The sequence below is a fragment of the Burkholderia sp. Bp9015 genome (genome assembly GCF_003853505.1).
Classification (GTDB): Bacteria; Pseudomonadota; Gammaproteobacteria; order Burkholderiales; family Burkholderiaceae; genus Burkholderia.
On record NZ_QTPZ01000013.1, the window covers coordinates 124149 to 139457 of the forward strand.

Here is a 15309-nt window from a genome sequence, read left to right on the forward strand (position 1 = left end):
GCATGGCGATTCAGAATCGAGCCGACCCGCCGATTGATGCGTCGGCCACGAGGACCAAACGCACGCCACGCGACGAGCGACGAGCGGCGCACAGACGCAAGCGTTGTCGCGCCAGACGGCCAAGGCGTCCGGCGCAGCGAAGCGTCTGCGCCCCGTATCAGTCGAACTGACGGAAATCCGGCTTGCGCTTCTCGAAGAACGCCGTCATCGCCTCGCGCGCTTCCGGCGCACGCAGCATCGCGGAGAAATGGCCGGCTTCCTCGCTCATCCGCGCGGCCACGGCCACCCCGCCCGTCTCCTTCAGCAGCGCCTTCGTCACGCGCAGCGACGACGCCGGCAGTGCCGCGAGCTTCGCGGCCTGCTTCGCCGCGAATGCGTCGAGTTCGGCGGCCGGCAGCACGCGATTGACGATGCCGATGCGATGCGCTTCCAGCGCGTCGAACGCTTCTCCGAGCAGCAGCTTTTCAGCGGCGACCTGATGGCCGGCCAGCCGCGGCAGCAGCACGCTCGATGCGGCTTCCGGGCACAGCCCGAGCTGCGCGAACGGCAGCGAGAACGTCGCGGTGTCGGCCGCGTAGACGAGATCGCAGTGCAGCAGCATCGTCACGCCGACGCCGACCGCGACGCCCGGCACCGCGGCCACGATCGGCTTGGTCGCGCCGCTGATCCGCGCGAGGAACTGGAATACCGAAGCGTTTTCGTCCTTCGGCGGCGTCTTCAGGAAATCCTCGAGATCGTTCCCCGCGCTGAAGTTGCCGTCGCTGCCGCGCAGCAGGATCACGCGGATCGCCTTGTCTTCCTGCGCGTCGGCGAGCGCATCGGCCATCGTCTGGTACATCGCCGCCGTCAGCGCGTTCTTCTTCGCCGGGCGCGCGATCGTGATCGTCAGCACGCCGTCGGCGCGTTCCACTTGAATTTCGGCCACAACCGTCTCCTTTGACTTTCCTCTTCCGGAATGAAAAACGGTGCGCAAGCTCGTGGCTCGCGCACCGTGATCGCTACTGTCCCGCTCCGCTTACAGGCGTTCGATGATGCCCGCCGCACCCATGCCGGTGCCGACGCACATCGTGACCATCCCGTACTTCAGGTTGCGGCGGCGCAGGCCGTGCACGACGGTCGCCGCGCGGATCGCGCCGGTCGCGCCGAGCGGATGGCCGAGCGCGATCGCGCCGCCGACCGGGTTGACCTTCGACGGGTCGAGGCCGAGATCGCGGATCACCGCCAGCGACTGCGCGGCGAATGCCTCATTCAGCTCGATCCAGTCGAGATCGTCCTGCTTCAGGCCGGCGGCCTTCAGCGCGGCCGGAATCGCTTCCTTCGGCCCGATGCCCATGATTTCCGGCGGCACGCCGCGCACCGCGAAGCTCACGAAGCGCGCGAGCGGCGTCAGGTTGAATTCCTTCAGCACCTTCTCCGACACGACGAGCAGCGCGCCCGCGCCGTCCGACGTCTGCGAGCTGTTGCCGGCCGTGACCGAGCCCTTGTTCGCGAACACCGTGCGCAGCTTCGCGAGGCCTTCGAGCGTCGTATCCGCGCGCGGACCTTCGTCCAGCTTGATCTCGCGCGTCTTCACGCCGATTTCACCGGTCGCGAGGTTCGGGAAACGCTCGGTGATCGTGTACGCGGCGATTTCGTCGCCGAACTCGCCGGCCTGCTGCGCGGCGAGCGCCTTGCGGTGCGATTCGACCGAGAACGCGTCCTGGTCTTCGCGGCTCACCTTCCACTGCTCGGCGACGCGCTCGGCGGTCAGGCCCATCCCGTACGCAATGCCGAAATCCTCGCTGCGATCGAAGATATGCGGCGACATCGACGGCTTGTTGCCCATCATCGGCACCATGCTCATCGATTCGCAGCCGCCCGCGAAGATCGCGTCCGATTCGCCGACGCGGATGCGGTCCGCCGCCATCGCAAGCGCCGTGATGCCCGACGCGCAGAAGCGGTTGACCGTCACGCCGCCGACCGTCTGCGGCAGGCCGGCGAGCAGCGCGCCCATGCGGGCGACGTTCAGGCCCTGCTCGGCTTCCGGGATCGCGCAGCCGATGATCGCGTCCTCGATCACTTTCGTGTCGAGGCCGGGCACCTGCGCGACTGCCGACTTGATCGCGTGAACCAGCAGCTCGTCGGGGCGCGTGTTCTTGAAGACACCGCGCGGGGCCTTGCCGATCGGGGTGCGGCTGGCGGCGACGATGTATGCGTCTTGCAGTTGTTTGCTCATTTCAGACTCCTTGTCGTCTGCTCGCTCAGTTACGCACCGGCTTGCCGGTCTGCAACATGCCCATGATCCGTTCCTGCGTCTTCTGCGTGCCGAGCAGCTCGACGAACGCGCGGCGCTCGAGCGCGAGCAGCCACTCTTCGTCGACGAGGCTGCCGGCTTCGACGTCGCCGCCACACACGGCTTCGGCGATGCGGCTCGCGATCAGGTAGTCGTGGTCGCTGATGAAGCGGCCGTCACGCATGTTGACGAGCGATGCCTTGATCGTCGCGATCGCCGAGCGGCCTGCGACCGGCACCTCCTTCGCGCGCAGCGGCGCGCGGTAGCCGACGGCGGCCAGCGCACGCGCTTCCTTCTTCGCGGTGTCGAGCAGTTCGAACACGTTGAAGACGATCGTGTCGGACGGCTTCAGGTAGCCCATCGCACGCGCATCGTGCGCCGACGACGACACCTTCGCCATCGCCGCGTTCTCGAACGACTTCGTGACGAACTTCAGGATGTCGGTGGTCGCGTTCGCGGCCGTGGCCGCCTCCGCCGCGCGCAGCGCCGCTTCCTTCAAGCCGCCGCCCGCCGGCACGAGGCCGACGCCCACTTCGACGAGACCGATGTAGCTCTCGACGTGCACGACGCGCTTCGCGCTGTGCAGCATCAGCTCGCAGCCGCCGCCGAGCGCGATGCCCGATACGGCCGCGACGACCGGCACGTTCGCGTACTTCACGCGCAGCATGCCTTCCTGGAACTTCTTCACGAACGGCTCGATACCCTTCGCGCCGCCCATCATGAACGCGGGCATCGCCTCTTCGAGGTTCGCGCCGGCCGAGAACGGGCCGCCCGGCGTGCCGAGCTTCAGCGACGTCGGCTGCCAGATCACCACGCCCTTGTAATCCTTCTCCGCGAGTTCGATCGCCTGCACGAGGCCGTCGATCACGCTCGGTCCGATCGTGTTCATCTTCGACTTGAACGACACGATCACGACGTCGTCCTCGCCTGCGCGATCATCGACCCACGCGCGCACCGCGTCGGTTTCGAACAGCGTCTTGCCGTACGTCTTCGGATCTGCGCCGGCTTCGCCGACGAGCGGCGCGCGGAACACCTGCTTGCCGTAGACGGCCAGGTCCGAGCGCGGCACGAAGCGCTTCGACGCCGGTGCCCACGAGCCTTCGGCCGTGTGCACACCGCCCTGCTCGGCGACCGGGCCTTCGAGCACCCACGACGGCAGCGGCACGTTCGCGAGCGCCTTGCCGGCCGCGATGTCTTCCTGCACCCACTCGGCGACCTGCTTCCAGCCGGCGGCCTGCCAGCCTTCGAACGGGCCTTCGTTCCAGCCGAAGCCCCAGCGGATCGCGAGGTCGACGTCGCGCGCGTTGTCGGCGATCGACTCGAGATGCACGCCGATGTAGTGGAACACGTCGCGGAAGATCGACCACAGGAACTGCGCATGCGGATGGTCCGTCTCGCGCAGCAGCTTCAGGCGTTCCGCCGGCGGGCGCTTCAGGATGCGGCCGACGGTTTCGTCCGCCTTCGCGCCCGAATCCACGTAGGTGCCCGTCTTCGCGTCGAGCACCTTGATCGCCTTGCCTTCCTTCTTGTAGAAACCGCCGCCCGTCTTCTGGCCGAGCGCGCCCTGCTTCACCAGTTCGGCGAGCACGGCAGGGGTCTGGTAGACCGGGAAGAACGGATCGTCGGCGAGGTTGTCCTGCATCGTCTTGATCACGTGCGCCATCGTGTCGAGGCCGACCACGTCCGCGGTGCGGAACGTCGCCGACTTCGCGCGGCCGAGCCGGCTGCCCGTCAGGTCGTCGACCTCGTCGAAACGCAGGCCGAACTTCGCGGCCTCGGTGATCACCGCGAGGATCGAGAAGATGCCGACGCGGTTCGCGATGAAGTTCGGCGTGTCCTTCGCGCGCACGACGCCCTTGCCGACGACGCTCGTCAGGAAGGTTTCGAGCTGGTCGAGGATCTCCGGGCGCGTGTGCGCGGTCGGGATCAGCTCGACGAGGTGCATGTAGCGCGGCGGGTTGAAGAAGTGCACGCCGCAGAAGCGCGACTTCAGCTCGTCCGAGAATCCTTCGGACAGCTTGGTGATCGACAGGCCCGACGTGTTGGTCGCGAAGATCGCGTTCGGTGCGATGTGCGGCGCGACCTTCTTGTACAGGTCGTGCTTCCAGTCCATCCGCTCGGCGATCGCTTCGATCACGACGTCGCACTCGGCGAGTTTCGCGATGTCGTCCTCGTAGTTCGCGGCTTCGAGGTATTTCGCGTCGTCCTTCACGCCGAACGGCGCGGGTGACAGCTTCTTCAGGTTCTCGATCGCCTTCAGCGCGATCGCGTTTTTCGGGCCTTCCTTGGCCGGCAGGTCGAACAGCAGCACCGGCACGCGCGCGTTGACGAGGTGCGCGGCGATCTGCGCGCCCATCACGCCGGCGCCCAGCACGGCGACCTTGCGAATCAGGAAATTGCTCACGGGATGTCTCCGGATAGTGTCGTGCAGCGGGGGTTGTGAGGGCTGCACGGCGAAGTGAGTACCAGGAACCGTTGCGTTCGGGCGGTGCGCGGCGCGCACCGCCCGGACTCGCGTCAGAACAGCGATTCGTCGACTTCCATCAGCGTCTTCGAACCGGCGCGCGCGGCGCGGATCGTCGCGGCCGTTTCGGGCAGCAGACGCGCGAAATAGAAGCGGGCCGTCGCGAGCTTCGACTTGTAGAACGGGTCGCCCGACGCTTCCTTGTCGAGCGCGAGACGCGCCATGCGCGCCCAGAAGTACGAGAACACCAGGTGGCCGACGGTGCGCAGGTACGGCACGGCGGCGGCGCCGACTTCGTCCGGGTTCTGCATCGCCTTCATGCCGATTTCCATCGTCAGCTTCTGCACCTTGTCGCCGATGTCGGCGAGCGGGTTGATGAACTCGGCCATCTCCGGCTTCACGCCTTCGGCTTCCGCGAATTCGGTGACGAGCTTGCCGAACTTCTTCAGCTTCGCGCCCATGTCGCCGAGCACCTTGCGGCCCAGCAGGTCGAGCGACTGGATCGAGTTCGTGCCTTCGTAGATCATGTTGATCCGCGCGTCGCGCACGTACTGCTCCATGCCCCACTCGGAGATGAAGCCGTGGCCGCCGTAGATCTGCATCGCGTGGTTGGTCGACTCGAACGCGTTGTCGGTCAGGAACGCCTTGATGATCGGCGTGAGCAGCGCGACGAGGTCGGCCGCTTCCTTGCGCACCGCTTCGTCACCGTGCGACAGCTCCTTGTCGATCTGCAGCGCGGACCAGTACGTGAACGCGCGCGCGCCTTCCGCGTAGGCCTTCTGCGTGAGCAGCATGCGGCGCACGTCCGGGTGCACGATGATCGGATCGGCCGGCTTGTCCGGTGCCTTCGGGCCCGTCAGCGAGCGCATCTGCAGGCGTTCCTTCGCGTACGTCAGCGAGTTCTGGTACGCGACTTCCGTGAGGCCCAGGCCCTGCATGCCCACGCCCAGACGCGCGGCGTTCATCATCACGAACATCGCGTTCAAGCCCTTGTTCGGCTCGCCGACCATCCAGCCCTTCGCGTTGTCGAGGTTCATCACGCACGTCGAGTTGCCGTGGATGCCCATCTTGTGTTCGATCGAGCCGCACTTGATGCCGTTGCGCTCGCCCGGCTCGCCCGCGGCGTCCGGAATGAACTTCGGCACGATGAACAGCGAGATCCCCTTCGTGCCTTGCGGCGCGTCCGGCAGGCGCGCGAGCACGAGGTGGACGATGTTCTTCGACATGTCGTGCTCGCCGCTCGAGATGAAGATCTTCGTGCCGCTGATCGAGTACGAGCCGTCGCCGTTCGGTTCGGCCTTGGTGCGCAGGATGCCGAGGTCGGTGCCGCAGTGCGGCTCGGTCAGGCACATCGTGCCCGTCCATTCGCCCGACACGAGCTTCGGCAGATACTGTTTCTGGAGTTCCGGCGCGCCGTGCGCGTGCAGGCATTCGTACGCGCCGTGCGACAGGCCCGGATACATCGTCCATGCCTGGTTCGCCGAGTTCAGCATTTCGTAGAGCGCGTTGTTCACGAACGCGGGCAGGCCCTGGCCGCCGTAGTCCGGATCGCAGCCGAGCGCCGGCCAGCCGGCCTCGACGTACTGCCGATACGCTTCCTTGAAGCCGGTCGGGGTCTTCACGACGCCGTCGCCTTCATACGTGCAGCCTTCGCGGTCGCCGACCTGGTTCAGCGGGAACAGTACCTCGGAGCAGAACTTGCCCGCCTCCTCGAGGACCTGGTTGATCGTGTCGGCGTCGAGGTCCGCATGCCGCGGCATTTGCTTGACCTCGGCCTCGACATTCAGAAGCTCGTGCAACACGAATTGCATGTCGCGCAGCGGCGCGGCGTACTGTCCCATGACTCTCTCCAAAGGTGGGCAAACGGCTCGAGCTCCTGGCGGGCGGATCACGCGCCGCTAACGGCTCTCGCTCTGATACGAAACGATCGTCTTTTCCAGCGCGGCCCACGTGAGGCGCACGGCATCCGGCGAATGCAGGAACCGTGCGTCGTGATGCAGGCCGAGCGTGAAGCTGTACAGCTCGAAGAGCATCAGGTCCGGATCGGTATCCGCACGCAGATGGCCTTCTTCCTTCGCCTGCGAAATGGCACGCAGCATCGCGGCACGCCAGGCCGTCACGCTCGCGATCAACTGCTCGCGTACCGGGCTGTCAGGCCGGTCGTCGTACTCGACCGCACCGCTGATGTAGATGCATCCGGTCGTCACCTCCTGGATGCGCTTCTCCGTCCAGCGGGCCAGCATCGCCCGAAGGCGCGGCAAGCCTCGCGGCTCGCGCAGGCTCGGAAAGAACACCTCGTTCTCGAAACGATGGTGATACTCGCGGACGACCTCGACCTGCAGGTCCTCGCGCGATCCGAAGTGCGCGAACACACCGCTCTTGCTCATCTGCATGCGCTCGGCCAGCAGGCCGATCGTCAGCCCCTCCAGCCCGTCACGGCTGGCGAGGTCCAAAGCAGCTTCGAGTATCGCGGCACGCGTCTGTTCGCCTTTTCGCATAGCTATTTCTGTAACCGTTCGGGGGTTCGAATAAAATCGAACGGCCGTACTATTATTGAGTGCGGCCGCTCGCGAAAACAAGGAAATTATTAGAAACCGGTGTCTAACCGAGCCGCTATTTTGCGCGATTCCGGCGGGACCGGAGCGGCTTTTCCGCACGAACGTGCGGACAGATTTATGGGGCGGATGCTGAATCCGTGTCAGTCGTAACCGCCGACCGTCAGCGCCTTCATCACGAGGCGGTACGTGTTGTATGCGAGCCAGTTCAGCATACGCTCGATGCGCGGCCGTGCGGCGTACCGGGCGGCATCGATTTCGCGGCCTTCGGAGAAGGCGGCCGCGATCGCGTCGCGCAGCTGGTTCGTGACCGCATCGTAGCGCACCAGCACGACGTTCGCCTCATTGTTCAGCATCAGGCTCAGCGCGTCCAGGTTCGACGAGCCGACGGTCGCCCAGTTGTCGTCGATCACGGCCACCTTGCCGTGCAGCATCGTCTTGTCGTATTCCGCCACGCGCACGCCCGCGCGCAGCAGCGCGTGATACAGGAACGGCACGGCCGTATCGAGCGCCGCGAATTCCTTGCGGCCGATCAGGATCCGCACGTCGACGCCGCGACGTGCCGCGCCGGTCAGCGCGCGGCGCAGCTTGCGGCCCGGCATGAAGTACGGATTCGCGAGCAGGATCCGCTGGCGCGCCTGGCCAATCGCGGCGAGATACGCCTTCTCGATCGCGCGGCGGTTCACGACGTTGTCGCGCGCGACGAACGCGACGCTCGGCTCGGTCACGACCCGCAGCGCACCGGCCTTGATCCAGCGGTGGCTGCGCATCCAGCGCCGGAACATGTCCGGAAACGCCTCGCCGCCGTGCAGCCCCGCCGCGTACTGCGCGTACGGCTTGTGGCCGAACTGGATCCGGTGCCACTGCAGCTCGAACGCGGCGCGCACGTCCGACACCGCCGGCCCCGCCATCTCGACCGCGAAATCCCAGCGCGGAAACGGCAGCGTTGCGCTGCCCTGCGTGAAGTCGTCGACGATGTTGATGCCGCCGCAGAACGCGACCGCATGATCGATCACCGCGAGCTTGCGGTGCGTGCGCGAGAAGCCGAAGCGGCCGAACAGGTAGCGGTTGTAGATGCAATGCTCGACGCCGGCCTCGGCCCACGTGTCGAACAGCGGCAGGCGCGCGGTGCCGATGCCGTCGGTGATCACGCGCACGCGCACGCCGCGCTGCGCCGCGCGGATCAGCGCATCCGACACCGGCCGGCCGGCCGCATCGTCGCAGAAGATGTAGGTTTCGAGCATCACCTGCTCGCGCGCCGCATCGATCCGTTCGATCAGCGCGAGGAAGAATTCGTTGCCGGTCTCGCAGAGCCGTACCGTGTTGCCGGCCGTGAACGCGAGCCGCGACGCGGAGCCGCGCTCCTGCAGGAACATCTGCCGCAATTGCGCGAAGCGCTTGCGGGTTTCCGCATTCATGCGGACGAGCCGTGCGGTGCCCGCGCGAGCGACACGCGCACGGGCAATTGCAGGATCGCCTCGGCATTCGACGGCGAGAAGCAGCGCGCGGCCGCTTCGCGGAACGGCAGCCACGCGTAGTCGACGTGCTCGCGCGGCGACAGCGTCACGTCGACGCGATGCGGCACGCACAGGCCGAACCAGTGCTCGACGTTGCGCGTGACGCCCGGAGCATAGCGATGCAGGTATTGCGGATAGATCGCGTATTCGATCCGGTGGTGCCAGTCGACCAGCGCGGTGGCCGGCACGTCGTGCGACCCGACCGCGATGCCGGTTTCCTCGGCGACTTCGCGTGCGGCCGTGAGCGCGAGCGGCTCGTCGGGCGCGTCCTTCGACCCGGTCACCGATTGCCAGAAATCGGGCTGGTCGGCACGCTTGATCACCAGCACGTCGAGTTCGGGCGTGTAGATCACGACGAGAACGGATTCGGGGATTTTCGGCGGCTTCGTCATCTTGGTTTCATGCGGCACAGGGCCGTGCGTCCGGCCTGTGCCCGAACGTGCGGCAAGTGCTGCGACTGTACCGCAAAAAGCGAAAAAGGCGCACCAGGCGCCTTCTTCGTTGGGCGTCGTGCGCGCGTCGCCGCGCACACGATCGTTGACAAGCGTTACGCCTTCGGCTGTTCCGGCTGACGCAGACGGATGTGCAGTTCGCGCAGCTGACGCTCGTCGACCGGGCTCGGCGCCTGCGTGAGCAGATCCTGCGCACGCTGCGTCTTCGGGAACGCGATCACGTCGCGGATCGAGTCGGCACCGGCCATCATCGTGACGATGCGGTCGAGACCGAACGCGATACCGCCGTGCGGCGGCGCGCCGTACTGCAGCGCGTCGAGCAGGAAGCCGAACTTCAGTTGCGCTTCTTCCGCGCCGATCTTCAGCGCGCGAAACACCTTGCTCTGCACTTCCTCGCGGTGGATACGCACCGAGCCGCCGCCGATTTCCCAGCCGTTCAGCACCATGTCGTAGGCCTTCGCGAGGCAACGGCCCGGGTCGGTCTCGAGGTACTCGAGGTGTTCGTCCTTCGGGCTGGTGAACGGGTGGTGTGCCGCGACGTAGCGCGCGTCTTCGTCGTCGTATTCGAACATCGGGAAGTCGACGACCCACAGCGGCTTCCAGCCGGCCTGGACGAGGCCGTTCGCCTTGCCGAATTCCGAGTGGCCGATCTTCAGGCGCAGCGCGCCGAGGCTGTCGTTGACGACCTTCGCGCGGTCGGCCGCGAAGAAGATGATGTCGCCGTCTTCAGCGCCGGTGCGCTCGAGGATCGCCGCGATCGAGGCGTCGTGCAGGTTCTTGACGATCGGGCTTTGCAGGCCGTCGCGGCCCTTCGCCTTTTCGTTGACCTTGATCCACGCGAGGCCCTTCGCGCCGTAGATGCGCACGAATTCCGTGTAGCCGTCGATGTCGCCGCGCGACAGCTCGCCGCCCTTCGGCACGCGCAGCGCCGCGACACGGCCGTCCTTCGCGTTGGCCGGCGTGCTGAACACCTTGAAGTCGACGTCCTTCATCGCGTCGGTCAGCTCGGTGAATTCGAGCTGCACGCGCAGGTCCGGCTTGTCCGAACCGAAGCGCGCCATCGCTTCCGAGTACGGCATCACCGGGAATTTCGCGTCGAGTTCGACGTCGATCGTCGTCTTGAAGATGTGACGGATCATGTCTTCGAACAGGTCACGGATTTCCTGCTCGCCGAGGAACGACGTTTCGCAGTCGATCTGCGTGAATTCCGGCTGACGATCGGCGCGGAGGTCTTCGTCGCGGAAGCACTTGGTGATCTGGTAGTAACGGTCGAAGTTCGCGACCATCAGCAGCTGCTTGAACAGCTGCGGCGACTGCGGCAGCGCGAAGAACTGGCCCGCGTTCACGCGCGACGGCACGAGGTAGTCGCGCGCGCCTTCCGGCGTGCTCTTCGTCAGCATCGGCGTTTCGATGTCGATGAAGCCCTGCTCGTCGAGGTACTTGCGCGCTTCGATCGCGACACGGTAGCGCAGGCGCAGGTTGTGCTGCATCTGCGGACGGCGCAGGTCGAGCACGCGGTGCGTGAGGCGCGTCGTTTCCGACAGGTTGTCGTCGTCGAGCTGGAACGGCGGCGTGACCGACGCGTTCAGCACGATCAGCTCGTGGCACAGCACTTCGATCTTGCCGCTCTTCAGGCCGGCGTTGACCGTGCCTTCCGGACGGTTGCGCACGAGACCCTTGATCTGCACGCAGAACTCGTTGCGCACGCCTTCGGCGGTCGCGAACATTTCCGCGCGATCGGGGTCGCACACCACCTGCACGAGGCCTTCACGATCGCGCAGGTCGATGAAGATCACACCGCCGTGATCGCGGCGGCGCTGCACCCAGCCGCACAGCGACACGGTTTGGCCCAGCAGGTGTTCGGTCACGAGACCGCAGTATTCAGTACGCATCGACATGATGTTTGCTTTCGTTCGGTTTGATCAACGGGCGCCGCAACGCGCGGCCCGGGCGATGATTCTTTACTTACAGCGGCGGCTCGACGGGACGGCGGGCGGGCGCCGGAGCCGGCGCCGAAGGCGCCACGACGCCCATCGAGACGATGTACTTGAGCGCGGCATCGACCGACATGTCGAGTTCGATGACTTCGCTCTTCGGCAGCATCAGGAAGAAGCCCGACGTCGGGTTCGGCGTCGTGGGCACGTACACGCTCACGTACTCTTCCGTCAGATGGTTGACCACGTCGCCGCCGGGCGCGCCGGTCAGAAACGCGATCGTATACGAGCCGCGGCGCGGGTATTCGATCAGGAGCGCCTTGCGGAACGCATTGCCGCTGCTCGACAGCAGCGTGTCCGACACCTGCTTGACGCTCGTGTAGATCGGCCCGACGACCGGGATGTGACGCACGACCGCGTTCCACCACGTGACGAGCTTCTGGCCGATGAAGTTCTGCGTCGCCAGCCCGACGACGAAGATGAACGCGAGCGTCAGCACCGCGCCGATCCCCGGCAGATGGAAGCCGAGCATCCGCTCCGGCTGCCACGATTCGGGCAGGAGCAGCAGCGTCTGATCCATCGTACCGATGATGAGGCCGAGCACCCACAGCGTGATCGCGAGCGGGACGAGAACCAGCAGGCCGGTCAGAAACACCGTTTTCAGGGTCGTCTTTTTCATCATCTGCCGTCAATGAACCGCGCCGGAAGCGCGGGTTGGTCGCGACCCGGCCGGGCCGCGACGGTCAACTGCCGGCGGCGGGCGCTGCGGCCGGGGCCGGCGCGGCGCTCGTCGTCGTACTTTCGGAACCCGACGCAGCGGGCGCGGCTGCCGCCGCCGCCGCGGCGGCCGGCGCTGCCGTGCCCGTGTCGCCGGACGCCGTCGCCGGCGCGCTGGTGCCGCCCGAGCCACCGCGGAAATCGGTGACATACCAGCCGGAGCCCTTCAGCTGGAAGCCGGCGGCGGTAACCTGCTTGCGAAAAGCATCCTTCCCGCATTCGGGGCACTGCGACAGCGGCGCGTCGCTCATCTTCTGGAGCACGTCCTTCGCGAAACCGCACGCTTCGCATCGATAGGCGTAGATCGGCATGATATTTTTCCCGCAGAAACTGGAAACGGCTTGCAAAACCTTGAATTATATCCGAAACCCCGGCGCACTCCGGCAACGGCCGCGACGCGCGGGCTTCAGCGACGGCGCCATGTGAGCCAGCGCTCGTTTCCGTCGAACACGGCCAGCGAATCGGTCACCGGCAGATCATCGATCAGCTCGAAGTGCGGCGCGAGCAGCGCATCGAGTTCGGCCCGCTCGATGCCGAACGGCGGCCCCTTCGGTTTCTTCGTCACGAAGAAATACCCGGCCAGCAGCGCACCGGCGGGCAGCAGTTCGGCCATCCGCGTCGCGTAACGGGCGCGCAGGCTCGGCGGCAGCGCGCACAGGAACGCGCGCTCGTACACCCACTGCACGTCGAACGGCGGCCGGTACGTGAAGAAATCGGCCTGCTCGACGACGTCCGCGTGCGCGCCGAGCTGCGCCTTCGCGGCCGCCACCGCCTGCGCGGCGAAATCGATCGCGCGCACGGGCCAACCGGCCTGCGCGAGCCAGCCGGCCTCCTGCGCACTGCCGCAGCCGGGGATCAGCACCGCGCACGGCGCGCGCCGCTGCGCAAACGCGCGAAACCCGTCCGGCACGCCGCCGAATTCCCACGGTGTCACGCCGCGTGCGAAACGCTCGTCCCAGAACGCGGCATTGCCGGGGTCGCGCGTCGCGAAATCGGCGGCGCTCGGCGCGGACGGTTGTTTCGGTTCGGACATCGCTCCGTCCCCTGCGGTCACGCGCCGTACGCGAGCGCGAGCAGCACGCGCGCGACGAGCGCCCCGACGCCGACGGCAAGACCGAAGATCAGCAATGCCTGCATCAGCCGGTTGGTCCGTTTCTGCTCGATGAGGATCTGGCGCATCAGGTCCTCGCTCGCCGCGCGCGGCGCATCGTGGCGCGCCGCCATCGCGTGGTGGATCAGCCGCGGCAGTTGCGGCAGCGTCTTGCTCCACTGGGGCGCCTCGACCTTGAAGCGCTCGTACCAGCCGCGCAGGCCGATCTGCTCGGTCATCCAGCGCTCGAGATACGGCTTCGCGGTCTTCCACAGGTCGAGTTCGGGATCGAGCGAACGGCCGAGCCCTTCGACGTTCAGCATCGTCTTCTGCAGCAGCACGAGCTGCGGCTGGATCTCGACGTTGAAGCGGCGCGACGTCGAGAACAGGCGCATCAGCACCTGGCCGAGCGAGATGTCCTTCAGCGCGCGGTCGAAATACGGCTCGCACACCGCGCGGATCGCGCTCTCGAGTTCCTCGACGCGCGTCTCGGGCGGCACCCAGCCCGATTCGAGGTGCAGCGTCGCGACGCGGTGGTAATCGCGCTTGAAGAACGCGAGGAAGTTCTGCGCGAGGTAGTTCTTGTCGAAATCCGACAACGCGCCGACGATCCCGAAATCGAGCGCGATATAGCGGCCGAACGTGTTCGGATCGAGGCTCACCTGGATGTTGCCCGGGTGCATGTCCGCGTGAAAGAAACCGTCGCGGAACACCTGCGTGAAGAAGATCTCGACGCCTTCGCGCGCGAGCTTCTTGATGTCGACGCCGGCCGCGCGCAGCGTCTCGACCTGGCTGATCGGCACGCCGGTCATGCGCTCCATCACGAGCACCTGCGACGTCGAGAAATCCCAGAACATCTCGGGCACGAGCAGCAAGTCGAGGCCCGCGAAGTTGCGGCGCAGCTGGCTGCCGTTCGCGGCCTCGCGCATCAGGTCGAGCTCGTCGTGCAGGTACTTGTCGAATTCGGCGACGACTTCGCGCGGCTTCAGGCGCCGGCCATCGGCCCACATGCGCTCCGTCCACGTCGCGATGTCGCGCATCAGCGCGAGGTCGGAATCGATCACCGGCAGCATGTTCGGGCGCAGCACCTTGACCGCGACGGCCTTGCCCGCGTGCACGCCCTGCTTCAGCTTCGCGAAATGCACCTGCGCGATCGACGCGCTCGCGACCGGCTCGCGCTCGAATTCGTCGAACAGCTCGTCGACCGGCGCGCCGAGCGACTTCTCGATGATCGCGATCGCCACCGCGGAATCGAACGGCGGCACCTGGTCCTGCAGCTTCGCGAGTTCGTTCGCGAAATCGACCGACAGCAGGTCGCGGCGCGTCGACAGCACCTGGCCGAACTTCACGAAGATCGGGCCGAGGCTTTCGAGCGCGTGACGCAGCCGTACGGCGGGCGGATCGGAAAAGCGGCGGCCGATCGTCGTGATCCGCAGCAGCAGCTTCACGCGCCGGTCGTCGATCCGGGACAGCATCACTTCGTCGAGGCCAAAGCGGATGACGGTGTAGACAATCTTGATGAAACGGAAAATGCGCATGCCCTGCGGCCCTCAGTGCGCGCCGCGCGGGCCGGAGCCCGTGCGCGCGCCGATTTTTTGTTCGAGTCGCTCGACCCGCTTTTCGACCCGCGCGAGCGCATCGCGCGCCCGCGCCAGTTCGGCGTCGAAGCCGCCGAGCACCGTGCGTCGGACGACTTGCGGGTTCTCGTCGAGCAAGTACTCGGCGACGGAATCGAGCACGTTGCGGCCGGTGCGGCGCGCGCGCGCGCCGGCGTCGCGCACGACCGTCGCGATCCGGTACGCCGCCGCGTCGCCGACCAGCTTCGCGAGATCTTCCTCAGGTTCCCAGCGCAGGTGCTCGGCCAGCTTCGCGATCTGGGTCGCGAACTCGGCGTCGCCCTCGATCTTCACGTGCTTCATCACGGCCGCCTGGCCGCCCTGCAGGAATGCGGCGACCGTGTCGCCCGCGAGCGCGATCGACACGTCGACGTGTTGCGCATCATGCGCTTCCACCGCGGACAGGTAGCCGTCGGGCTGCACGAGCAGCGTGAGCGTGACGGGCGGCACGTCGAGCCGGGCGGTCTTGCCCGCGTAGGGGATCAGGCGATCGCGCGCCCACGATTCGCGCGCGAGCAGGTGATTGACAGCAGCAGCAAAAGGCTTGGCGGCAAAGGTCATCGGGCTGGGAAAGAAAAAACCCGCGCAGGCCGGGCGCCCACGCGGGTTTCTATTGTAACGTCGGATCGTCG

At 66.6% G+C, this 15309-nt stretch carries 13 protein-coding genes; all 13 read right to left on the reverse strand.

The window, feature by feature from the left end; genetic code table 11:
• Positions 1 to 157: 157 nt before the first annotated feature.
• Entirely contained in the window at positions 158 to 925 is a 768-nt protein-coding gene (locus DIE12_RS16280) for an enoyl-CoA hydratase (protein WP_044846827.1), read from the reverse strand.
• A 90-nt stretch (positions 926 to 1015) separates the two neighbouring features.
• Positions 1016 to 2215 (reverse strand): acetyl-CoA C-acyltransferase, encoded by a 1200-nt coding sequence (locus tag DIE12_RS16285; protein WP_124521045.1) that lies wholly within the window; start codon positions 2213 to 2215, stop codon positions 1016 to 1018.
• A gap of 25 nt (positions 2216 to 2240) precedes the next feature.
• Positions 2241 to 4676, reverse strand: a complete 2436-nt coding sequence (locus tag DIE12_RS16290) for a 3-hydroxyacyl-CoA dehydrogenase/enoyl-CoA hydratase family protein (RefSeq protein ID WP_124521044.1) — start codon at positions 4674 to 4676, stop codon at positions 2241 to 2243.
• 113 nt (positions 4677 to 4789) lie between these two features.
• Positions 4790 to 6577 carry an acyl-CoA dehydrogenase C-terminal domain-containing protein gene (locus DIE12_RS16295; protein WP_044846830.1) on the reverse strand — a complete coding sequence of 596 codons (1788 nt, stop codon included), beginning with the start codon at positions 6575 to 6577 and terminating at the stop codon, positions 4790 to 4792.
• 57 nt (positions 6578 to 6634) lie between these two features.
• Positions 6635 to 7234, reverse strand: a complete 600-nt coding sequence (locus DIE12_RS16300; protein WP_006751498.1) for a TetR/AcrR family transcriptional regulator — start codon at positions 7232 to 7234, stop codon at positions 6635 to 6637.
• Between the two features lie 200 nt (positions 7235 to 7434).
• A complete protein-coding gene (clsB, locus tag DIE12_RS16305) occupies positions 7435 to 8709 on the reverse strand; it encodes a cardiolipin synthase ClsB (protein WP_044846831.1) in 1275 nt (424 codons plus the stop codon).
• The gene (gene nudB / locus DIE12_RS16310; RefSeq protein WP_044846843.1) at positions 8706 to 9200 is read right to left on the reverse strand and encodes a dihydroneopterin triphosphate diphosphatase; all 495 of its coding nucleotides are present in this window, start codon (positions 9198 to 9200) and stop codon (positions 8706 to 8708) included. The genes clsB and nudB overlap by 4 nt, the downstream gene beginning before the upstream one ends.
• 155 nt (positions 9201 to 9355) lie before the next feature.
• On the reverse strand, positions 9356 to 11158 hold the full coding sequence (gene aspS, locus DIE12_RS16315) for an aspartate--tRNA ligase (protein ID WP_044846832.1): 1803 nt from the start codon (positions 11156 to 11158) through the stop codon (positions 9356 to 9358).
• A 67-nt stretch (positions 11159 to 11225) separates the two neighbouring features.
• Complete coding sequence (locus tag DIE12_RS16320; protein ID WP_027785397.1) at positions 11226 to 11876, reverse strand: DUF502 domain-containing protein; 651 nt, start codon at positions 11874 to 11876, stop codon at positions 11226 to 11228.
• A gap of 61 nt (positions 11877 to 11937) precedes the next feature.
• Positions 11938 to 12282 carry an FmdB family zinc ribbon protein gene (locus DIE12_RS16325; RefSeq protein ID WP_124488605.1) on the reverse strand — a complete coding sequence of 115 codons (345 nt, stop codon included), beginning with the start codon at positions 12280 to 12282 and terminating at the stop codon, positions 11938 to 11940.
• Positions 12283 to 12377: 95 nt separating this feature from the next.
• Entirely contained in the window at positions 12378 to 13004 is a 627-nt protein-coding gene (locus DIE12_RS16330) for an SAM-dependent methyltransferase (RefSeq protein WP_124521042.1), read from the reverse strand.
• A gap of 17 nt (positions 13005 to 13021) precedes the next feature.
• Entirely contained in the window at positions 13022 to 14599 is a 1578-nt protein-coding gene (ubiB, locus tag DIE12_RS16335) for a ubiquinone biosynthesis regulatory protein kinase UbiB (RefSeq protein ID WP_044846835.1), read from the reverse strand.
• Between the two features lie 12 nt (positions 14600 to 14611).
• Complete coding sequence (locus DIE12_RS16340) at positions 14612 to 15238, reverse strand: SCP2 domain-containing protein (RefSeq protein ID WP_044846836.1); 627 nt, start codon at positions 15236 to 15238, stop codon at positions 14612 to 14614.
• Between the last annotated feature and the right edge of the window lie 71 nt (positions 15239 to 15309).